We start from the raw sequence: 22,581 nt of genomic DNA on the forward strand, positions 1-22,581 counted from the left end.
AACACCCTGAAATAAAATAGAATTAGTTAAATTGAAAAATCAACTATTTTCACAGTTTTGATGTGCTCATTACATCAAATACATTTTAACCAACTAACTTAAATAAATGGATTATAACAATTCAAATGAGCAGTTCGAGAACTTAGAAGAAGAGCAACTACCCGTTGCAAAACACAAATTACATGATTGGACTCATTTTGCAGGTCTCTATGCTGCTGAGCATGTTGCAGCTACTGAATTTGTGATTGGAGCTACTTTTGTAGCATTAGGCGCCCAAACAAAAGATATTCTACTAGGCTTATTAATTGGTAACATTTTAGCAGTTCTCAGTTGGACGTTTATTACTTCACCTATAGCTGTAGACACTCGACTAAGTCTATACACTTACCTTAATAAGATTGCTGGTGATTCTATGACCAAACTTTACAATTGGGCTAATATTATAATTTTCTCGGTGATTTCAGCAGCCATGATTACTGTTTCTTCAACTGCTGTTCGTTTTGCCTTCGACATACCAGCGCAACTAAATTGGTACCCAACAAACCTATGGTTTATTGTTATTGTTTTTGTTGTAGGTATTGTCGTAGTATCGATTGCTTTGTATGGTTTTAAGGCTGTTTCAGAATTTTCGGGTATTTGTGCCCCTTGGCTTTTTGTAATGTTTACCAGTGGTGCAATGGTACTTATGCCTGCATTATCTTTAGATGTTCTTAATAAAACATTACCCAGTGGTATGAGTGATTTTATCGCATTAGGTAATCAATCTATATGGACAGGTATTGACAGTAATGGAGAACCTGGAATCGGTTTAATTGAAGTAATTGGTTTTGCCTGGGCTGCAAATACCATTACCCATTTTGGACTCATTGATATGGCCCTATTACGATTTGCTAAAAAGAAATCATACGGCTTGGCAACTAGTACAGGGATGATGTTTGGCCATTATGTAGCTTGGATTGCTGCAGGTATTATGGGAGCAGGTGCTGCTGTAATTATTGGAAAAACTATTGTAGAATTAGATCCAGGTGATGTTGCCTATTATGCTTTAGGTTGGTCTGGTTTTGTAATAGTTATTGTGGCAGGATGGACCACCGCTATAACTAATCTTTACAGAGCAGGTTTGGCCGCCCAAGCAGTTTTCTATAACCATTCAAGAAAACAAACCACTATAGTTGTAGGGCTAGTAACAATTGTAATTGCTTGTTTCCCATTTGTATTCTCACAAATATTACCATTGTTAACTTATGCAGGTTTATTAGTTGTTCCTGTCGGAGCTATTGTATTTGCAGAGCATCAAATATTTCCTAGAATTGGATACACACGTTATTGGTCTTCCTATAAAAAACTAACTTTTAGTACGCCGGCCGTTGCGTCATGGACCTTAGGTTTAATATTCGGATTTGGTCTTAACGCCTTAAATGTGATGTCGTTCTTTTATCTATTCTTACCGACTTGGGTATTCACTATTATAATTTACACATTACTAGCGGGGCAATACGGGGCAAAAGAAAAATACCCCAAAGAAGTAGAAAATGAAAAAGTTCGTAATGAAAATATTGTAAAGTTTCAAGAACAAAAAGCTAAAGAAGAAATAGTACATATAAAAGATAAAAGTAACTTCTCGAAACTACTTAAAGTTGTATCAATTTCTGTTTTAGTAATTACATTAATTTTAGCTATAAAAGTTATGTTTGGGTCGGCAGATGAAAGTGAGTATATCGCCAACAGAGATACCTTTTACACCTATGCATTTATTTGCACTCTTATATATTTTGTTACAGCATATTGGGCTTTACAACGAGGCAAACCAAAAAAACCTACATTATAATGAAGAATCTTATACAGTTAAGACAAAACAATTTAGGGAAACTTAAAGAAAAAATAAAAGTTCCGCCATACGATAGAGAAGCTATTAAAGTTGGGATTGTGCATATTGGGGTTGGCGGTTTCCATAGAGCACATCAGGCATACTACATGAATCAATTACAAGAACTATTTGGTGCTGTCGATTGGGGAATTTGCGGTGTTGGTTTACGAGAAGGTGATAGAAAAATATATGATATTTTTAAAAAGCAAGACAGTCTATATACCTTAATTATAAAACACCCCAACGGTGATGTCGATTCTGAAGTTTTAGGTGCTATAATTGATTTTGAATTGGGAGTTGATAATCCTAATGGTGTAATAGAAAAGATGGCAAATACAGATACTAAAATTGTATCACTAACTATTACCGAAGGTGGATATAATTTTAATGCAGTTACAGGAGAATTTAATTTTGAGAATAAAGACATTCAACACGAATTAAATTATCCGCAAGAACCGAAAACGGTATATGGTTTTTTAACGGCAGCTTTAAGGAAGCGACGTGATGAAAACCTACCGGCATTTACAATTATGTCTTGCGATAATATTGAACACAATGGCGATGTAGCGCGTAAAATGGTTTTAGCTTTTGCAGAACAACAAGATCCGGAGTTAGCCAAATGGATTGCTACGCAGGTATGCTTTCCGAATAGTATGGTGGATAGAATCACACCAGTAACCACACCTTCAGATATTCAATATTTAAGTGATACATTTTCATTACAAGACGAATGGCCGGTAACCTGTGAGCCTTTTATACAATGGGTTATTGAAGACAATTTTTCTAATGGGCGACCAGAATTAGAGAAAGTTGGCGTGCAATTTGTGCCTGATGTAAAACCTTACGAAAAAATGAAACTTCGATTGCTAAACGCAGGGCACTCAGTACTCGGAATTTTGGGTTCCATCCATGGGCATCAAACAATAAATGCCTGTATGGAAGATCCGTTGTTTGTGTCTTACTTAAGAACGTTCATGGACACCGAAGCAAGTCCTGTACTTGATGAAGTAAAAGGAATTAATTTAAAGGATTATAAAGACAGTTTAGAAGAACGTTTTGCTAATACGAATATAAAAGATAGCGTCGCAAGAATTTGCTCTGAGAGTTCTGCAAAATTGCCAAAGTTTTTGATTGCAACAATCCACGAGAATTTAGCAGCCGGTGGTAATATTACTTTAGCAACCTTAGTAATAGTTGCATGGTGTTATTATCATGATAAAACTGTAGATGAAAACGGAAATCCAATTGAAATAATAGATGCAAAATCTAACGAATTGCATGAAGCCGCAAAACTTACCAATCAAGACTCCTTAGCATTTATAAAACAAGAGTCGCTTTTTGGAAATCTTGCACATGATACACGTTTCACCAGTACTTATTCCAAATTGGTTAAAGAGGTTTATGAAACTAAAAACATCAAAGTAATTATGAAACAACTTCTAACCGAAGGCTAAAAAGCTAATAAAAAATCGAAACCTAGTTTTTATCTTCTAAAAGTGGAACAAATCTAAAATTACCGAATTCTTTTTTCTCAAATTCTGTTGCAGATGTACGCACATAAAGTGTCATAATTTGGTCTTCTATTCCTACAGGAATAACCAAACGTCCGCCAACTTTTAACTGTCCTAATAATGCTTTCGGGGTCTCAGGAGCTCCGGCTGTAACTATTATACTATCAAAAGGAGCCTCTTTCGGCAAACCTTTATAGCCATCACCAAAAATTAATTGTTTAGGACGATACCCCATCTTCTTAAAAAAGAGTTTTGTTTTTTTAAAAAGTTCCAATTGACGTTCTATAGAATATACTTGCGCTCGCAATAATAAAAGTACAGCTGTTTGGTAACCACTGCCTGTACCAATTTCTAAAATTTTCTGACCTGGTTTTACTTCTAATAGTTCCGATTGAAATGCAACTGTATAAGGTTGTGAGATGGTTTGTCCTGCTGAGATAGGAAAAGCTTTATCTTGGTAGGCATGGCCTTCAAAACTGCTATCCATAAAAAAATGCCGTGGAATTTTACGAATGGCATCAAGAACTTTCTTGTCGACTATGCCTTTTTCAATTAGCACTTCTGCTAATTTATTACGCATGCCACTGTGTTTTAAAGTATCCTTCAAAGGTTTGGTTTTGGATTGTAAAGTTAGCGAAGAAAATTAAATTTTTACAAACAGAAAACGGTAAAAGACAAGTTAATTTTCCTTTTATTATCCATTACTAGTACTTAATTAGAGTCAAATAATTCTTATTCACTAAGCATTAGCTATTTAGTCATATTTCTAATCCACCAACTATTCCCTATTTTTGAATAAAAATATACTTATGCTGAAAGTTGGTGTTTTAGGAGCCGGTCATTTAGGTAAAATTCATTTGCGTTTACTTAACGAATCGGACAAATATAATCTTGTTGGATTTTATGATGCTGATGCAATAAATGGGAAAAAAGTTGCCGATGAATTTGGCTATACTTATTTTGACAACATCAATAACCTAATTGATGCAGTCGATGTTGTGGACATTGTAACCCCTACTCTTTCTCATTTTGAGTGTGCAGAAAAAGCAATAAAAAAAGGCAAACATATTTTTATTGAAAAACCTATAACCAATACTGCCAAAGAAGCAAAAGAACTTTTAAAATTAGAAAAAGAGTATAATGTAAAAGGGCAAGTGGGCCATGTTGAGCGTTTTAATCCTGCCTTTAGTGCAGTAAAAGGAAAGATAAACAACCCAATGTTTATTGAATCGCATCGGCTTGCTGAGTTTAATCCACGAGGAACAGATGTTCCTGTTGTTTTAGATTTAATGATACATGATATAGACGCTATCCTAAGTGTTGTAGATTCAGAAGTAGCTCAAATTAATGCTAGTGGTGTTTCAGTTATTAGCCATTCGCCAGATATAGCCAATGCAAGAATCGAGTTCGAAAATGGTTGTGTAGCAAATTTAACGGCCAGTAGAATTTCTTTGAAGAACATGCGTAAATCTCGTTTCTTTCAAAAAGATGCGTACATAGCCGTCGATTTCTTAGAGAAGAAAGTAGAGGTTGTGAAAATGAAAGATGCGCCCGATGAAGTTGGTGATTTTGATATGGTTTTACAAAATGCCGAAGGGGAGAAAAAACAGATATACTTTGAGAATCCTGAGATTGAAACGAACAACGCTATTAAAGACGAATTAGAAGCTTTTGCAGATGCAATTGAAAATAATACCACACCAGTAGTATCTCTAAAGCAGGGTGCAAAAGCATTAGAAGTTGCACTAAGAATTATAGATTCTTTTAAAAAATAATTATGAAAATAGCGGTCATAGGAGCAGGCACAATGGGCAACGGAATAGCCCATGTATTTGCACAAAATGCATTTGAGGTAAACTTAATAGACATCTCTGAAGAAGCATTAAATATGGGTTTGGTTATAATTAACAAAAACTTAGACCGAATGATTGCAAAAGACAAAATTTCGGAAGCAGATAAGCTTGCCACGCTAGATAAAATTACAAAACATACGTCCATAGCGAATGGCGTAAAAGGTGTTGATCTAGTTGTTGAGGCTGCTACTGAAAACCTAGATTTGAAATTGAAAATTTTTAAGGAGTTAGACTCGCTTTGTGATACGCAAACTATTCTTGCTTCGAATACTTCGTCTATATCTATTACACAAATAGCAGCGGTAACTAAAAGAGCAGATAAGATAATAGGCATGCATTTTATGAATCCGGTACCTATAATGCAGTTAGTAGAAATTATTAGAGGTTATAGCACTTCGGATAATACTACAAAAACAATAATGCAACTTTCCGAAAAATTAGGAAAGACGCCAACAGAAGTTAATGATTATCCGGGTTTTGTTGCCAATCGCATTTTAATGCCGATGATTAATGAAGCTATTGAAACCTTATACAACGGGGTAGCTGGAGTTTCAGAAATTGATACAGTAATGAAATTGGGAATGGCACACCCTATGGGTCCTTTACAATTAGCTGACTTTATTGGTCTTGATGTTTGTTTATCAATATTAAATGTAATGTATGACGGCTTTAAAAATCCGAAATACGCCCCTTGTCCCCTACTTGTTAATATGGTAATGGCGAACAAATTAGGCGTTAAATCTGGTGAAGGTTTTTATGATTATTCCAGTTCAAAAAAAGCAGAAATAGTTTCTTCACAATTCAACTAGCTCCTTAATGGCTATAATAAAACCTTTTAAAGCAATACGACCTGCTAAGGATAAAGTAGCATTCGTTGCTTCAAGATCATATCAAGAATATTCACGAAAAGAATTAAATGCTGTACTAGCCTTCAATCCGTTTTCGTTTTTACATATCATAAATCCTGGGTATCGTCATTCTCGAATTTTTAAAGGTCAAGAACGTTATAAACTAGTACATCAAATTTATTTAGAATATTTAGCCAATAATGTTTTACTAAAGGATGCGCAAGATTGTTTTTATCTGTATCAAATTCAAAAAGATGACTTTGTTTGTTGCGGACTTCTTTGTGGTGCAAGTATAGCTGAATACCAAAACGACATTATTAAGAAACATGAAGCTACATTGCAGCGTCGTGAAGAACTGTTCGCGAAATATTTAAAAACGGTCGAATTTAATGCGGAGCCAGTATTAGTGACATATGAAGATAATGATGCTATTGCCAATATAATTGAAAAGGAAAAAACAAAGTCACCTGAATATGATTTTACAACTAGAGATAATGTTAGTCATAAACTTTGGGTTGTTTCCAATACGGAAGTCAAAATTCAAATGGAAGCCGAATTCAAGAAAATCGATGCGCTATATATAGCAGATGGTCATCATAGAAGTGCATCATCGAATTTATTTGCACAAATGTCGAAGGCTGCCAATCCAAACCATACGGGAAAAGAACCATATAATTATTTCATGAGTTTTTTAATTCCCGAATCAGAAATTAAAATTTATGAATTCAATCGTAAAATTAAGGACTTAAATGGTTTAAGTAAAGTAGAGTTCCTTGCTAAGCTAGCCAAAGTATTTATTATAGAAAACAAAGGAAGTAATATATTTAAGCCAAATAAAAAACATCAATTTAGCATGTATTTAGCTGGTGATTTTTATTCACTTACCCTGCTAGAAAAAAATTATTCTTTAACCAATTCGTTACGTACTTTAGACACACAAATTCTTTACAAAACAATTCTAGAACCTATTCTAAATTTAAAAGATTTAAGAAAGGATAAGCGCATTGCTTATGGTTATGGTAAAAACAATATTGCTATAATGAAAGATGAAATTGATAAAGGTAAATTCGCAATTGGTTTTAGCATGATGCCATTAACCATTTCTGAAATTAAAGCTATTGCTGATGCTGGACAAGTAATGCCTCCAAAAAGTACTTATATAGAACCTAAGCTGCGTAGTGGCATCGCCATTTATGAATTGTAACTTGCATCTTTTATTGATTAATTTATTATTAAAATTTAAAAATGTCCATAAAAAATAATCTAGCTCAAATTCGTAAAAATATACCTGAAAATGTAATGTTGGTTGCCGTATCTAAAACAAAGCCCAACTCAGCTATCGAAGAAGCTTATGCGTCTGACCAAAGAGTATTTGGTGAAAATAAGGTTCAAGAAATGGTTCAAAAATGGGAAACGTTACCTAAAGATATTGAGTGGCATATGATTGGTCATTTACAACGTAACAAAGTAAAATACATGGCCGAATTTGTTTCGTTAATTCATGGAGTAGATAGCTTACGTTTGTTGCAAGAAATAAACAAACAGGCAAAAAAACATAATCGAGTAATCGACTGCCTTTTTCAAATTCACATTGCGGAAGAAGACACCAAATTTGGATTGGATAAAAAAGAAATTGAGGAAATTATTACTTCAGGAGAGCTTAATAATTTAGAAAATGTTCGAATAGTTGGGCTAATGGGTATGGCTACTTTTACCGATAATAAATCGCAAGTGCGAAAAGAATTCGGAGGATTGAAAGTTATATTTGACGCTCTAAAAAACACAATACCAAGTATTTCTGTACTCTCAATGGGTATGAGTGGCGATTATCAAATAGCTATTGAAGAAGGCAGTACAATGATCCGCGTGGGAAGTAGTATCTTTGGTTCGAGAAATTACCACTAGACTTAAGCGGCAAAAGAAGCTTGCTGTCTGATAAAAAATATATGTACACAGTTCTTGATATAGAGACAACCGGAGGAAAATATAATGAAGAAGGCATCACTGAAATTGCCATTCATAAATTCGACGGCCATGAAGTAGTAGATAAATTCATAAGTCTTGTTAACCCAGAAAAAGACATACAACCGTTTGTTGTTAAATTAACTGGCATCAATAATAAGATGTTGCATTCTGCACCCAAATTTCATGAAGTTGCCAAACGTATTGTTGAAATTACAGAAGACACCGTACTCGTAGCACATAATGCCCAGTTCGATTATAGAATATTAAGAACAGAATTTCGACGCCTTGGTTATGACTACGAAAGAAAAACAATTTGCACCGTTGATTTATCAAAAAAATTACTACCAGAGGCTGAATCACATAGTTTAGGAAAGCTAGTTCGTTCATTAGGTATAGCCGTAAGTGATAGACATCGTGCAAATGGTGATGCTCTAGCAACCTTAAAATTGTTTAAACTTTTATTAGCAAAAGATTCTGAAAAAGTAATCATAAAAACGGTTTTAAGAGAAGCAAGTACGGGTGAACTTTCAGATCGTTTGTTAGATATAGTTGAAAGATTACCTAGTGCTACTGGTGTATTTTATATGCACAATAAAGATGGTGAAATCATTTATCTGTCAAAGTCAAGTAATATTAAAAAAAGAGTAAATCAGCAGTTTATAAAACCAGGAGCAAGAGCTAGGAAACTCCAAAAAGAAACGCGCAAAGTAACATTTGAAAAAACTGGCAGCGATCTTATTGCACAACTAAAAGAATATGAAGAATTAAAGAGAATTCGTCCAAGATATAACCAGCCAAAAGGAAAGCTATTTACACACGGCATCTATAAAGAGAAAGATGATAATGGTGTATTACAAATAAAAATGAATGTGCTTTATAAGAACTCTAAACCTATTATTACTTTTAATGGTACTGAGTCTGGCGCAAGTTTCTTGCAAAAAGTAAGTAATGAAATTACTACTAGCAAAGAAAATATTACGGCATATAATGCTGAGATTGAGGCTATACTTTTAAGATATAGTATTGGAAATCGCTCCATATTACTTATTGATAAAGGTCGCGAAATAGGGGAACAAAGTGTTGTATATATTAAAGACGGAGTTTATAAGGGATATGGTTATTGCGAATTAAACCATCAAATAAATAATATTCATATCTTAGAATCAATTATTACACCTGCAAAAGGTGATGCAAACACCAATCATTTTATTATGTCGCACCTACGAAAAAAAGGCAGCCACAAGATTGTTGAATTAAATCCATAATAATGGAAACAAGCGCTAAAAAACATGGTTGGAGAGCTAAGATACATGAGATAATCTATGGCACGCATACCCCGGCTGGTAAGCTTTTTGATATCCTATTATTGGTTTTAATTCTTTACAGTGTAATCATTGTAATGCTTGAAAGTTTACCGAGGTTTGATGTAAAATACCATCGATTTTTAGATATATCGGAATGGGTAGTAACCATTCTTTTTACCATAGAATACATATTGCGGATAATCTGTATCAACAAGCCAAAAAAGTACGTTTTTAGTTTTTTTGGCATCATAGATTTGCTTTCAACAATACCAAAGTATCTATCGTATTTCGTTATCGGATCTCAATACATTACAGCTTTTAGAGCATTGCGTTTACTACGAGTATTTAGAATTTTAAAACTTGTGCGTTTTGTAGGGGAATCTAATAACCTGGTCCGCGCCCTAAAAGCAAGTCGTACCAAAATATTCGTATTCGTATTTTTTGTTCTCATTGTCGCTGTTTTATTAGGTACGATAATGTACTTAGTAGAAGGCCCAGAACATGGTTTCGAGAGTATTCCGCATAGTATTTATTGGACCATTGTTACACTTACAACCGTCGGCTATGGTGATATTTCACCAGAAACAGCTTTAGGTCAGTTTATCGCAACCTTTATTATGATTATAGGTTATGGGATAATTGCCGTACCAACTGGCATTGTTTCAGCAGAATATGCTTCTAAAGACGACAAAGACAAAGAGATAAAAGGTAGTTCTTGTCGCGACTGTGGCACACATATAATGGGAATGGATGCTGAATATTGCAGAAAATGTGGTTGTAAATTAGAAGAAGATTAATGAGCAATAAAACGCTTATTTCTGTTGTTGGGCAAACTGCTATTGGTAAAACCAAATTAGCCATTTCTCTTGCAAAAGAATTTAATACAGCTATTATTTCTGCCGATTCTAGGCAGTTTTATAAAGAAATGTCGATAGGTACTGCCGTTCCGTCAATTAAAGAATTAGCAGCAGCACCGCACCATTTTATTCAACACAAAAGTATCTTTGAGAATTATTCGGTTGGCGATTTTGAAAAAGAAGGTTTAGCCTTGATAAGTAATTTATTTAAGAAAACCAATATATTAATTCTTGTTGGAGGCAGTGGACTTTATGTTGACGCCATTACTAAAGGCTTAGACGAATTCCCGGAAGTACCACCAGAGATTCGCAACGAATTAAATAGCAGATTAAAAAAAGAAGGCATAACAATACTACAGGAAGAATTAAAGGAGAGAGACCCAAAGCATGCCAATAGAATTGATTTAAACAATCCGCATCGCTTAGTTCGCGCATTAGAAATATGTATTAGTACCGGTAAACCATATTCTTCTTTTTTAAACAAGAAAAAGAAAAAAAGACCTTTTAATATAATAACAGTTGGCATAAAAGCGGAACGAGAAATAGTATATGACAGAATAAACCATCGGGTTGATTTAATGATGGAAGCTGGCTTATTAAACGAAGCCGAATCACTATTAAAACACAAAGATTTAAATGCCTTAAAGACAGTAGGTTACAAAGAGTTATTTAATTATTTTGATAAGACTTGGGAGCTTGATTTTGCTATTTCAGAGATTAAAAAGAACACGCGTAGATTTGCTAAAAGGCAAATGACCTGGTTTAAGAAAAATGAAGACACGGTTTGGGTTGATTTTGAATATGATATTAACGAAATTGTTTTAAAGGTTAAAAACAAAATAAATGAGTAATCACAATGTTTACATAGTTATGGGTGTTTCGGGTTGTGGCAAGTCTACTATAAGTCAACTTTTGGCAAACAAATTAAACTTACCTTATTTTGATGGAGATGATTTTCACCCAGAATCAAACGTACTAAAAATGTCGAAAGGTCATCCATTAAATGATGAGGATAGACAAGCTTGGTTGCTAGCTTTAAATAAATTAGCAATTGAACATAGCCCTAAAGGTGCAGTTATTGCTTGTTCTGCTCTTAAAGAAAAATATAGAGTTACGTTATGCGAATCAATTAAAGACACTGTAGAATTCGTTTATTTGGAAGGAACTTTTGATGAAATAAACGAAAGAATGCAGGCACGTAAAGGTCATTTTATGCCAGCAGGACTATTAAAGTCTCAATTTGAGACCCTTGAACCGCCAAAGAATGCAATTGTGGTTTCTATTATTGGAACACCTGAAGAAATTGTTGCGAATGTTTTAAAACAAGTAAAATAAAAAAAGGCATTCCACAAGTGAAATGCCTCTCCATATAATTCCAATATTTTCTATTCACTTTCAGTTTTCACAACTAAACGGAAACCTTCACCATGAATATTCAATATTTCTACTGTATCATCACGCTTTAAATACTTTCTAAGCTTTGCAATGTATACATCCATACTTCTTGAAGTAAAGTAGTTATCATCGCGCCAGATTTTTGTTAAAGCTAATTCTCTAGGCATTAAATCATTCTCATGTAAAGCGAGTAAACGTAATAAATCATTCTCTTTTGGAGATAGTTTAATAGTTTCTTCGTCTTTATACTTTAGGAATCTTAGTTTAGAGTTTAAATGGAAGTTACCCACTTCAAATTCAAACTTCTTACTATCCGCTAGTGTGTTAGATGATTTACGTTGTATGATAGCCCTAAGCTTCACTAACAATACCTCAGAATCAAAAGGTTTGTTAAGGTAGTCGTCTGCACCTGCTTTATAACCTTTTAATACATCTTCTTTCATGGTTTTAGCCGTCAAGAAAACAATTGGCACCTCTTCATTCTTCTCGCGAATTTCCTTCGCTAAAGTAAATCCATCTTTGTAAGGCATCATAACATCAAGAATACATACATCGTAGTTGTCCTTCTTGAATTTCTCAAACCCTTCCATTCCATTTTTCGCCAATGTGACGTCAAAATCATTCATCGATAGATAATCTTTTAGTACAATGCCAAAGTTTGGATCATCTTCAACTAATAAAATCTTTTTGTTTACTGTTTCCATAATTTTCTAAATTAACGGTAATTTTATGAAGAATGTGCTTCCTTTATCCTTTTCACTTTCTGCATACACCTCACCTTGGTGATCATCTATAATTCGTTTTACGTACGACAGACCTAAACCATGGCCTTTTACGTTATGTATATTACCGGTATGTTCCCGATAAAATTTCTCAAATACTTTTTTCAATACAGCCTTACTCATTCCGGCTCCTTGATCTCTAATTTTTATTATAATACTAGTATTGGCAACCTCCGTATAAACATCTATTTTAGGCGCTTTAGGAGAATATTTTACTGCATTATCCAACACATTTACAATTACATTGGTAAAATGCATTTCGTTCGCTAAAACTTCTGATCTAGTAGCATTTAAATGCGTTTTTATATAACCGCCTCTATCCTCAACTATTAATTCTACATGTGCAATTGCATCTGTTATTATGTCGTGTACATCTACCCTATCCTTACTAATATCTAGTTGATTTTTTTCCAATCTAGAGATTCGCAATACATTTTCAACTTGAGCATGCATTCGTTTATTCTCATCCTTAATCATTTCTAAATAGCGTAAGGTTTTTTCTTTATCACCCATTATTTTTGGGTTTCTTATTGCTTCAACGGCCAAATTAATAGTCGCAATAGGTGTTTTAAACTCATGCGTCATATTATTTATGAAATCCGATTTTATTTCAGAAATCTGCTTCTGTCGAATAAGTTGATAAATAGCACCTGCATAAGCCACGAGAATTACTAAAGTAAATAAGAACGACAAAAATGCCATACCGAGTATTTCACTGAATAAAAACCCTTCCTTTTTAGGAAAATTAATCAACAATGAAAAATCTGTATTCCCCTCACCATCTCTAAAAATAGGAGCTTCGTACGACGTTGACTCAGTCGGTTTAAACTTTCGCGATTTTATTTTTGTCGGTAAACCTTTACTATAGATACCATACTCAAAAGCAACATCTAAATTGCGATTCTCCAGTTCACGTTCTAATAACAACTCAATTTCTTGAGTTGAAACCCGCTTGTGTACCGGAACTTTCTTAGCAATCTCACTAAACATATCTTCCCACTGTGCCTTCTCTATAGAAGATAACCCTCCAATTTTTTGTAAAGTTTGAACAGGACTCAATCGCATTCGATTTCCATCCAAATCAAAATCTTCTCTTAAAATTGTAGTTGTTCGTTTACTAGTAAAATTCCTAATAGTACTGCTATCACTACCATTACCAAAATCAAAGAACGTAGATGCGATGTTATAATCTTCTTCTAAAATACCATGTTGATACAAGCGTATTTCATTCGAATTTTCATCGCGGTCAATAAATAAAATATTATTTAATTGAGAACTTTTTAACTCACCAACGCTATCTTTTAAATTAAAATAGCGGTCAGAATAATTTTTCTGTTCTCTCTTTTCAATCTTATCAGTAACTCGATTGATTACCTCCGACACCGTATTTGAAAACTGATCTTCTTTATCTTCAATCGATTTCTTAATCCAAAAAACCTGAACGAAGATGATTCCAATTAACGAGAGGCTCATCAAAATCACCAAAAGCACAAACAACCTCTTATTCATCTGAGTGTAAATTTAGAAATTTAACAAATAGCACTTCTTTGGTTTAACCTAAACTTAACAATAAAGCTTAATCCGCAATATTTTGATTAAAGGAACTAAAAACATTATGTAATGCTAAAACCCTTTTTTCTGTAGCCTCAAGTTCGAGGTTTTCTATTACATAATCTGAAAGCCTAATCTTTTCACTGTCAGGCAATTGATTTGCCATGCGCGCCTCAATCTGAGTTTTGTCTTGTGTATTCTCTCTTTGAAGTACTCGTTCAATCCGAATTGATTTTGGAGCCGTTACGAGCACAACTTTATCATAAAAATCCTGATTATTTTGCTCGAAAATGATAGCAGATTCTTGAATTACATAGGGCGTATTTTGAGCAACCGCCCAATCTTTGAAATGCTGACGTACTGCTGGATGGACTATATCATTCAAATTTTCCAATAATTCTTTATTAGCGAAAACCTTTTCAGCAATAAATGAACGATTTAGTTTTTTTTTCTTGTAGGCCTCTTTTCCAAAAAGTTTCGTTATAGATTTTCTAAGTTCTTTAGAAGAATTCATTAGTTTTTTCGCCTCCTTATCTGAATTATAAACAGGAACACCTAAGTTTTTAAATAATTTTGCAACAGTAGTTTTCCCACTTCCAATACCTCCTGTTAATCCAATAATAATCATTATTCTTTATTCAAAATATATTCAACTTTCGTCTCCATTAAAGTAGCACTGAAGATATCTTTAGGCTTTTTAACCAATTTTAGTGCCATTTCGTTAGAGCGATTGCTACTTAACTTAGCGTAATCTGCAACTACCTTAAAATCGGAAGCTTTAATTATTTTTAATTCTAGAATTTTTGCTTTACATAAAACAGATACCACATCCGGAAAAGTTATAATTTGTTTGCCTGCAGGCAAATTGATAACTTCAATAGGGACATCTACAAGTTTCTCTGAAAATTTAGAAACTTTACCATTCACCTGAACGTAATTTACCGAATAGCTCGTATTTACTAAATCTGGGGCTTTATATATGGGCACCTTCCTATTAAAGCTAGAAGTTATTTCCGTTAAATCAGCATTAACAAGGTGCACCTCATTAATACTATCAATTTCATTTTTAGGTCCAAATATTTTAATACTCGATGGTTCAATTTTCAATTCACCTTCTAACATATGGTTATGTGCAAGACCTAATTTTATATTAGACACAATTGATACTTCTTTTGATGTCATCTCCAAGAAATCAAAAAACAAGGTGTCTGTTGCCATTTCTACCAAAACCATTGACTTAGGAAGCTGTTTTTCAATCTGACTTTTATAATCATTAGGAGCTAAGTAATAAGTATCATTACTTTTCTGAACTCCTGCCAAATCTAGTGCTATCGCTTTTTTTTGAAGATTAAAACCTAAAAATTTAAAGCCTCCGGTTTTTAATTTAACTTCCACTCTATCTGTATACGCTTTCTTAAGTTTTAAACTTTTATTAGAATTTATATAGTTTATTTTAAAAGTAGCTTTGGCCGAATACGTATGAGACAAAGTACTTAAAAACCATATTAAACCTGAAGCCAATAGAAAAAGTACAAATACTTTAGCTTTTCGTTTATTGATTCGATTTTTGAGAAAATTTGACAATTGTTTCTATTTAAAAAATAAATTCGGAAATATTTCTTGTGGTTTTCGTTTGCTAAAGTTAATCAAGATGGTCGATTTTAAAAAACCATAACCATAACCCACAAACTGCACTAATACCGCAAATATTGATAATATAGCAATAACAAGATTTTTATTCTTAATTAAAGAGTCAATAAATATTAGCGCAAAATAGAATCCAAAAAGCCACATAGGCATTTGAATACCTAAAAAAAATAGTAGCGTAGCAGCAATGAAAGCCAAACAGAATACTGTTGGAAACCAATAGGTCATTTTAGCGGTTTTTGGATGCCATTGATTTAAAATTGGTCTAACCATACCAAATTTATTTACCTGTGCATAGAACTTACTCCAATCAATTCTACGTTTATGGTAAACAAATGCTTTAGGTATAAGCTTAGTTTTATATCCTGCCTTCCAGATTCTGAAAGTTAAATCTGGATCTTCGCCTGGATGAATTTTTCCATAACCGCCTACCCTTTCAAACACTTCTTTTGAAATTCCCATATTGAAACTCCTCGGTTGAAATTTACCTACAGCAGCCTTATTACCACGAATACCTCCTGTTGTTAGCACAGAAGTCATAGAAAAATTTATAGCTTTCTGAACTACACTAAAAGAGTCATGTGCTGCGTCTGGACCACCAAAACATGGTACAAAAGACAACTCTAGTGCCTTATCTACTTCAGCCAAATACTGTGTAGGAAGAATACAATCTGAATCTAATATTATAAAATAATTCCCTTTTGCTCGTTCCATTCCATAATTTCTGGAAGGTCCAGGACCCGAATTTTCTTTCTCGAAATAGGAAATATTCAATTTCTCTGAAAATTCTTCAATCACATGATTGGAACTCAACGAAGACCCGTCTTCAACAATTACCACCTCAAAAGGCCTATGGTATGTTTGCGCAGCCATGCTTTCAAGTAGCTCACGAATTTCTTCGGGCCTATTGTAAACAGGAATTACAAATGAAAAAGAGAGGTTCATATTCTAATCGCCCTTATTAAATATTCGAAAGATGTAAAAGATTCCTCTTACTTGTGAAAATATGGTTTTGTACGTTAAGAAAACTTATCTATTACTTCTTGGCTTACCCCAGTGTTAGAAAAACCACCATCATGAAATAAATTTTGCATGGTAACTTTTCTTGTCAAATCTGAGAACAAGGTAATTGTATAATCTGCACAATCTAAAGCAGATGCGTTACCTAAAGGCGACATCTTTTCAGCGTAGCTAATAAAACCATCAAAGCCCTTAATTCCTTGCCCAGCCGTTGTAGCAGTTGGTGACTGCGAAATAGTATTTACCCGAACTTTCTTTTCTTTCCCAAAGAAATATCCAAAACTACGCGCTACAGATTCTAAGTAAGCTTTATTATCAGCCATATCATTATAATCTGGGAACGTTCTTTGAGCTGCCATATATGTTAATCCAACAATACTACCCCATTCACTCATGGCATCAGCTTTGTAAAGACTTTGCATCATTTTATGAAAAGACAATGCAGAAATATCCCACCCTTTTTGCGTAAAATCATATTTTTCATCGGTGTAAGCCCGTCCTTTACGAACATTAACCGACATGCCAATAGCATGCAAAACGAAGTCAATTTTTCCGCCTAAAATTTCCAATGATTTTTCAACCAGATTATCTAAATCTTCTTCTAATGTAGCGTCAGCAGGTATTATTTGAGAACCTGTTTCCTCTGCCAGTTTATTAATTTGCCCCATACGCATTGCTATTGGGGCATTTGTTAATACAAAAGTTCCTCCTTCTTCATGCACACGCACTGCAGTTTTCCAAGCAATTGAATTTTCATCCAAGGCTCCAAAAATAATTCCCTTTTTTCCTTTAAGAAGATTGTAAGACATACACTTTATTTTGTAGTATTTAGTTTGCCAAAGATATTTAAAAAAGTTGGCATCCTAGTTTCCAACCTACTCTTGACAATTTTGATTTTAAATTTAGTTGAGTAATTGTCTCGCATGAGCTAAGGCTGAATCTGAAAGGTCCTTTCCTCCTAACATTTCGGCAAGTTCTACTACACGCTCATCATTAGTTAATTTACGCATTTGGGTTCTTGTGGTCTCCCCTTCCTCTTGCTTAAATACTTTAAAATGTTGATGCCCCTTAGATGCCACTTGTGGCAAATGCGTTATGGAAAAAACCTGCATTGTTTTACTCATTTCCAACATAATATCACCCATTTTATTCGAAATCTCACCGGAAACACCACTATCAATTTCATCAAACATCATAGTGGGTAATTGCTCATATTTTGCCAGAATTGACTTAATCGTCAACATTATTCTTGAAAGCTCACCGCCAGAAGCAACTTTTTTAAGTTCACCATAGTTACTTCCTTTATTTGCAGCGAAGAGAAATATTAAATCATCTTTTCCACTCGCCTTAAATGTTTCTGCAGGGTTTACTTCAATTTTAAAAGAAACGCTAGGCATACCTAAAATGGCTAACTTTTCTTCCAGCTGTTTCTTTAGGTTTGGAATTACCTTTCTTCGTCTATCGCTAATCTTAGTAGCAATAACGTCTAATTCGTTTTCTTGAATCTTAAGTAGGTTTTCCTTTTCTCGTATTTGCTTTTCTATGTTTTCGGTAATACCCACTTTCTCAGCCAACTCCTCACGGATGTTAATCAATTCAGAAATATCAAGTACACTATGTTTCTTTTGTAGATCGTAAAGTCGCTGTAACTTTTCATTTACCTCTTCAAGTAATTGTGGGTTGGCTTCAATAGTATCTTGTAAGCTTTCTAGTTCAGAAGAAATATCGTCCAATTCAATAAAAGCAGAATTAATTCGCTCGTACAATTCAGAATATCCGCTACCAAACTCGGTTAACTTACTTGCAACTTGCTTTAATTGACTTAGCATCGTAACTACCCCAATTTGCTCATCATTTAAAATTTGATGGCTTTTAGAAAGCTCCTCCGTTATGGTTTCAACATTATTTAGCTGCTCGTATTGCGTTTCAAGTTCTTCTTGAATTCCCGCTTTTAATGTAACTGCCTGTAGTTCAGTTAACAAGAAACTATTATAATCTAATTCCTTGTTTGCATTGTTCTGAATATCAACAAGTTCAACAAGATCTACTGAAGTTTTATTATAACGCTGTAACGCCTCAGAATAAGATATTAGGAATTTGTGATTTTCAGCTAAGGCATCTAACATTTTTAACTGAAAATTGTTATCAGCTAATTGCAATGTTTGATGTTGTGAATGCACATCAATAAGCCTATTACCCAATTTAGATAGCACATCTAAAGTTACTGGGGTATCATTAATAAAAGCGCGTGATTTACCACTCGGATGAATTTCTCTTCTTATTATTGTTAGTTTCTCAAAATCGAGATCATGAGTTTTAAAAAATGGCTTTAAGCTGTATTTATCAATTTTGAATTCAGCTTCGATAACACATTTTTGATCTTTATCTCGTAAAGTAGAAAGGTCTGCTCTTTTACCTAAGACTAATGAAAGTCCACCCAATAATATAGATTTACCAGCACCAGTTTCACCAGTAATACAAGTAAAACCTGAGTCAAACGAAACGTTTAACTTATCTATTAATGCGTAATTTTTTATGGAAAGGTTGCTTAACACTTGTTCTATTTAATACGAACAAAGATATGCAAAGCAATAAGAATTACTGAGATCTAAAAGTATCAGTATTTAATATCATTCCAAGTACTAGAATAAAGCGGTGCAATACTATTAAGTGTCTTTTTTAAACTAACAATGTCATATTTAGGACCATCAGAAAATATATTCTGAATCTCTTCAGATTTTGCATCAAAAAAAGTAGTGATTAAAAAGGCATTAGGTCTTCTCTTTGTTATCGTCTCAAACAAGCGCATAACGCCTGCTATCTGTTCTTTTCCTGTCGAATTATTATCACCAAATACATCTAATCCTTTTCTGTGATACTGATACATAGCAATGCGGTATTCACGATACGTATTTGACAATAAATTATCAATCAATTCAAAACGACCACGATTACTAGACTGACTCCAACCCGCAGAGTTATTTCCTTGTGCCTGAGTTACTATTTTTTGAGCTATTCTAAAATCGTCATTACCGCCTTCTAATGAGAAAGTATCGGCATCTAAGCCCAAAATAATATAAGCGTAATACGCTATTACACTCGTAAGATTTCCTTCAAAAGAGTTTTCATTGAAAATTAAAGGCTGAAACTCTATATACTCAAAATTTAATTGATTGTCTTTATAATTAAAAACCGGGCTCTCATACGAAGTGTTATATACAGGCCGAGATGATTGAATTTGAATATTACCTTTAAACTGATTCGAATCGTAATCGGTTATGGTAATAAACATATTAGCATTAACCCGTTCGTTTTCTTTATAAACTCTATTTGTCCATTTCGTCTTATTAACAAAATCGTTTAAAGCACGCTCTAAGGTTTTAAAAATTTGCTGATTGGTTTGCGATACCTGATCAGAATTGATGGTAACCGTACAATTAAGCTCTTGTGCCTTAGCTACAAACGCTAAGCACATAAAAAGAAAAGTGAAAATTAATTTACGCATGAATTCGATTTACGATTTCGCCCCAAATATCGGCCGCTACTTCGGCCTTCGTCTTAAGTTCAAACGCTTTTATAGTCAAATTCTTATCTATAAAGGTAATTTTGTTCGTTGGTTTGCCAAAGCCAGCTCCGGCATCGTTTAAAGAATTGAGCACAATAGCATCCAAATTCTTCTTTTTTAGTTTCTTTTTGGCATTTTCTACTTCGTTTTCTGTTTCCAGTGCAAAGCCAACTAAAAACTGTTTTTTCTTAATTTCACCAAGAGAAAAAAGGATATCCTTATTCTTAACAAATTCGACACTTAAATCATTATCAGACTTTTTGATTTTCTGATCTGCAACTGTTTTCGGTCGGTAGTCGGCTACTGCAGCTGCTGCAATTGCGACACTAACCTCATCAAAATATTCGTGAGCAGCATCATACATTTCATCAGCAGACACCACTTTTATCAATTCTATACGACTATTATTAATTTGCAAATGAGAAGGACCAGAAATTAAAATAACTTCAGCCCCCAATTCGGCGGCTGCCATGGCTAGTTCATATCCCATTTTACCTGAAGAATGATTCCCTACAAACCTAACAGGATCAATAGCCTCATACGTTGGGCCTGCGGTAATTAAAACTTTTTGGCCACTGAGCGGCAAGCCATTGGCGAGATCGTTTTCAATAAACGCTACTATATCCTCAGGTTCGGCCATTCTCCCCTCGCCATGTAATCCGCTTGCTAATTCACCAGAAGTAGCAGGAATCATGATATTTCCAAAGGAATCTAATCTTTCAAATGAATGTTTAGTGGATGGATGTTTATACATGTCCAAATCCATCGCTGGCGCATAATAAACAAGACATTTCGCAGAAAGATAGGTGGCAAGCAATAAGTTATCGCAATTACCATTTGCCATTTTCGACATTGTATTTGCAGTAGCTGGGGCAATAATCATTAAATCAGCCCAAAGACCTAATTCCACATGATTATTCCAATCAACACTATGCTCATCCTCTTTGGCAAAATCAATTAACACCGCATTTTTAGAAAGCGTTGCCAATGTTAGTGGAGAAACAAAAGAGCTGGCACTCTCTGTTAAAATAATTTTAACCTGAGCACCAGCTTTAATAAGTAAACGTACAAGAAAGGTAGTTTTGTAAGCGGCAATACCTCCAGTAATACCTAAAAGGATATTTTTTCCGCTTAACATGAGCCTTATTTTAGAACTCGATTAATTATCTTTCTCAGTATTTCTATAATAAATTCTATCCATCAACCACTCTTCAACTGCAAGAGCATGTGGTTTTGGTAATTTTTCGTAGAATTTTGAAACTTCGATTTGTTCTTTGTTTTCAAAAACTTCTTCTAGACTATCGCTATAAGTAGCAAATTCTTCAAGTTTTTCTAACAACTCCTTTTTTATTTCAGAATTAATCTGAATTGCTCTTTTTGCAGTTATAGAAATAGCTTCGTATATGTTATCGGTTTTTGCATCAAACTCATTTTTGTTGATGGTGGTTGTGCTAACCGCCGCATTCGAATTCTTTAAATCGTTCATATTCATGATTAAATAAATTTATTTCGCACTTGTATCTGCGGGTTTCTCAATACTAGCTAATTCCTTATCTAGTTTTTCATTTAAAGTATTTGCTTTTTCAGCAAATTGAGTTTCTGGAAAATTCTTAAACAAAGTGGCATATGCCGCTTTTGCTGTTTCTATTCTTTCCTTTTTCAAAAAGTCGTAACTATTAAATGCTAAATTAGCATTAGCCTCAACTCTGTAGTAAAGTGCTTCTTCTCTATAAATTGAACCAGGGTTATCAGATATAAAGTTATCAAAAGCAGCAACGGCTGTTTTTAACAAATCGTATTGAAACTTTCCTAGTTTATTATATTGCTTTGCTATTTCAAAAGCTTTACGCTCTTTTTTTTGCGTCAATTCCATAGCCATATTATTGGCTTCCTCAAAATATTCAGATTCACCAAAAGTATTAATAAAGTTTTGGAGCTTTGCTAATGCTTTATCGGTATCTGCTTGATCTAGCGAATAATTAGGCGAAAGTTCGTAGTAGCTTTTCGCGCCCATATAGGCAGCTTCCGGTACTTTATCACTTTTAGGATACTGTTTTAAAAAACGCTCAAATTGATACCCAGCCATGTTGTAATCTTTTCTTTGGAAATACGTATCCGCTAAAAAGAACATAACGCGCTCACCTTGTGGTTTACCAGCATATTTTGGAGCAATTTGTTCAAATAAACGATTTGCTCGTTTAAAATCTTTTGCTTCATAAAATTTCTGCGCCAAGTCGTATTTAGGCTTAACGTCTTCATTTTTGAGTACCTTTTGGTATTCACTACAAGAAGCTAAGGTGACCAAAGCAAATAGAAAAAGAAGTAACTGCCTCATTTTTAAAAACATTTTGCAAAATTAGGAATTATAGTTGGGTTTAAAAAACATTTTCGAGATCCGAATTTAGGCCCATTTCAG

General features: G+C 34.0%; 22 protein-coding genes. 10 read left to right on the forward strand and 12 right to left on the reverse strand.

Annotated elements, in window-relative coordinates; all coding sequences use genetic code 11:
* Positions 1-106 precede the first annotated feature (106 nt).
* Both UH7x_RS19675 and UH7x_RS19680 read left to right on the forward strand, forming a co-directional pair.
* Complete coding sequence (locus UH7x_RS19675) at positions 107-1,828, forward strand: purine-cytosine permease family protein (RefSeq protein WP_482361635.1); 1,722 nt, start codon at positions 107-109, stop codon at positions 1,826-1,828.
* Positions 1,828-3,321 (forward strand): mannitol dehydrogenase family protein, encoded by a 1,494-nt coding sequence (locus tag UH7x_RS19680; RefSeq protein ID WP_482361636.1) that lies wholly within the window; start codon positions 1,828-1,830, stop codon positions 3,319-3,321. The genes UH7x_RS19675 and UH7x_RS19680 overlap by 1 nt, the downstream gene beginning before the upstream one ends.
* 22 nt (positions 3,322-3,343) lie before the next feature.
* Here UH7x_RS19680 and UH7x_RS19685 read toward each other — a convergent pair whose 3' ends face one another.
* The gene (locus UH7x_RS19685; RefSeq protein WP_482361637.1) at positions 3,344-3,985 is read right to left on the reverse strand and encodes a protein-L-isoaspartate(D-aspartate) O-methyltransferase; all 642 of its coding nucleotides are present in this window, start codon (positions 3,983-3,985) and stop codon (positions 3,344-3,346) included.
* Between the two features lie 202 nt (positions 3,986-4,187).
* Between UH7x_RS19685 and UH7x_RS19690 the strand changes: the two genes are divergently transcribed.
* The 8 genes from UH7x_RS19690 to UH7x_RS19725 are packed head-to-tail and all read left to right on the forward strand — an operon-like array spanning position 4,188 to position 11,540.
* A complete protein-coding gene (locus UH7x_RS19690) occupies positions 4,188-5,153 on the forward strand; it encodes a Gfo/Idh/MocA family protein (protein ID WP_482361638.1) in 966 nt (321 codons plus the stop codon).
* Complete coding sequence (locus tag UH7x_RS19695) at positions 5,153-6,040, forward strand: 3-hydroxybutyryl-CoA dehydrogenase (RefSeq protein WP_482363632.1); 888 nt, start codon at positions 5,153-5,155, stop codon at positions 6,038-6,040. The genes UH7x_RS19690 and UH7x_RS19695 overlap by 1 nt, the downstream gene beginning before the upstream one ends.
* Positions 6,041-6,047: 7 nt before the next feature.
* The gene (locus tag UH7x_RS19700) at positions 6,048-7,283 is read left to right on the forward strand and encodes a DUF1015 domain-containing protein (protein WP_482361639.1); all 1,236 of its coding nucleotides are present in this window, start codon (positions 6,048-6,050) and stop codon (positions 7,281-7,283) included.
* A 41-nt stretch (positions 7,284-7,324) separates the two neighbouring features.
* On the forward strand, positions 7,325-7,984 hold the full coding sequence (locus tag UH7x_RS19705; protein ID WP_482361640.1) for a YggS family pyridoxal phosphate-dependent enzyme: 660 nt from the start codon (positions 7,325-7,327) through the stop codon (positions 7,982-7,984).
* A 41-nt stretch (positions 7,985-8,025) separates the two neighbouring features.
* Positions 8,026-9,309: an exonuclease domain-containing protein gene (locus tag UH7x_RS19710; protein WP_482361641.1), complete on the forward strand. Its 1,284-nt coding sequence runs from the start codon at positions 8,026-8,028 to the stop codon at positions 9,307-9,309.
* A 2-nt stretch (positions 9,310-9,311) separates the two neighbouring features.
* Positions 9,312-10,145: an ion transporter gene (locus UH7x_RS19715; protein ID WP_482361642.1), complete on the forward strand. Its 834-nt coding sequence runs from the start codon at positions 9,312-9,314 to the stop codon at positions 10,143-10,145.
* Positions 10,145-11,056, forward strand: coding sequence for a tRNA (adenosine(37)-N6)-dimethylallyltransferase MiaA (gene miaA, locus UH7x_RS19720; protein WP_482361643.1), 912 nt, complete (start codon positions 10,145-10,147; stop codon positions 11,054-11,056). Before UH7x_RS19715 ends, miaA begins: the two co-directional genes overlap by 1 nt.
* Positions 11,049-11,540 carry a gluconokinase gene (locus UH7x_RS19725; protein ID WP_482361644.1) on the forward strand — a complete coding sequence of 164 codons (492 nt, stop codon included), beginning with the start codon at positions 11,049-11,051 and terminating at the stop codon, positions 11,538-11,540. The genes miaA and UH7x_RS19725 overlap by 8 nt, the downstream gene beginning before the upstream one ends.
* Positions 11,541-11,590: 50 nt before the next feature.
* Here UH7x_RS19725 and UH7x_RS19730 read toward each other — a convergent pair whose 3' ends face one another.
* The 11 genes from UH7x_RS19730 to UH7x_RS19780 all read right to left on the reverse strand — a co-directional run bounded on the left by UH7x_RS19730 (position 11,591) and on the right by UH7x_RS19780 (position 22,512).
* Positions 11,591-12,304 (reverse strand): response regulator transcription factor, encoded by a 714-nt coding sequence (locus UH7x_RS19730; protein ID WP_482361645.1) that lies wholly within the window; start codon positions 12,302-12,304, stop codon positions 11,591-11,593.
* A gap of 6 nt (positions 12,305-12,310) precedes the next feature.
* Entirely contained in the window at positions 12,311-13,891 is a 1,581-nt protein-coding gene (locus UH7x_RS19735; RefSeq protein WP_482361646.1) for a sensor histidine kinase, read from the reverse strand.
* A gap of 67 nt (positions 13,892-13,958) precedes the next feature.
* A complete protein-coding gene (coaE, locus tag UH7x_RS19740; protein WP_482361647.1) occupies positions 13,959-14,561 on the reverse strand; it encodes a dephospho-CoA kinase in 603 nt (200 codons plus the stop codon).
* Positions 14,561-15,517 carry a CdaR family protein gene (locus UH7x_RS19745; protein ID WP_482361648.1) on the reverse strand — a complete coding sequence of 319 codons (957 nt, stop codon included), beginning with the start codon at positions 15,515-15,517 and terminating at the stop codon, positions 14,561-14,563. The genes coaE and UH7x_RS19745 overlap by 1 nt, the downstream gene beginning before the upstream one ends.
* A 6-nt stretch (positions 15,518-15,523) precedes the next feature.
* Positions 15,524-16,525 (reverse strand): glycosyltransferase family 2 protein, encoded by a 1,002-nt coding sequence (locus UH7x_RS19750; protein ID WP_482361649.1) that lies wholly within the window; start codon positions 16,523-16,525, stop codon positions 15,524-15,526.
* Between the two features lie 74 nt (positions 16,526-16,599).
* Entirely contained in the window at positions 16,600-17,409 is an 810-nt protein-coding gene (locus tag UH7x_RS19755; RefSeq protein ID WP_482361650.1) for an enoyl-ACP reductase FabI, read from the reverse strand.
* Between the two features lie 93 nt (positions 17,410-17,502).
* Positions 17,503-19,155: a DNA repair protein RecN gene (recN, locus tag UH7x_RS19760; RefSeq protein WP_482361651.1), complete on the reverse strand. Its 1,653-nt coding sequence runs from the start codon at positions 19,153-19,155 to the stop codon at positions 17,503-17,505.
* Between the two features lie 62 nt (positions 19,156-19,217).
* Positions 19,218-20,105, reverse strand: a complete 888-nt coding sequence (gene porD / locus UH7x_RS19765; RefSeq protein ID WP_482361652.1) for a type IX secretion system protein PorD — start codon at positions 20,103-20,105, stop codon at positions 19,218-19,220.
* Positions 20,098-21,303 (reverse strand): bifunctional phosphopantothenoylcysteine decarboxylase/phosphopantothenate--cysteine ligase CoaBC, encoded by a 1,206-nt coding sequence (coaBC, locus tag UH7x_RS19770; protein ID WP_482361653.1) that lies wholly within the window; start codon positions 21,301-21,303, stop codon positions 20,098-20,100. Before coaBC ends, porD begins: the two co-directional genes overlap by 8 nt.
* A 21-nt stretch (positions 21,304-21,324) precedes the next feature.
* Positions 21,325-21,657, reverse strand: coding sequence for a DNA-directed RNA polymerase subunit omega (locus UH7x_RS19775; protein WP_482361654.1), 333 nt, complete (start codon positions 21,655-21,657; stop codon positions 21,325-21,327).
* 12 nt (positions 21,658-21,669) lie between these two features.
* Positions 21,670-22,512: an outer membrane protein assembly factor BamD gene (locus UH7x_RS19780; protein ID WP_482361655.1), complete on the reverse strand. Its 843-nt coding sequence runs from the start codon at positions 22,510-22,512 to the stop codon at positions 21,670-21,672.
* Between the last annotated feature and the right edge of the window lie 69 nt (positions 22,513-22,581).

It is taken from the genome of Aurantibacter sp. UH7 (assembly GCF_056839165.1).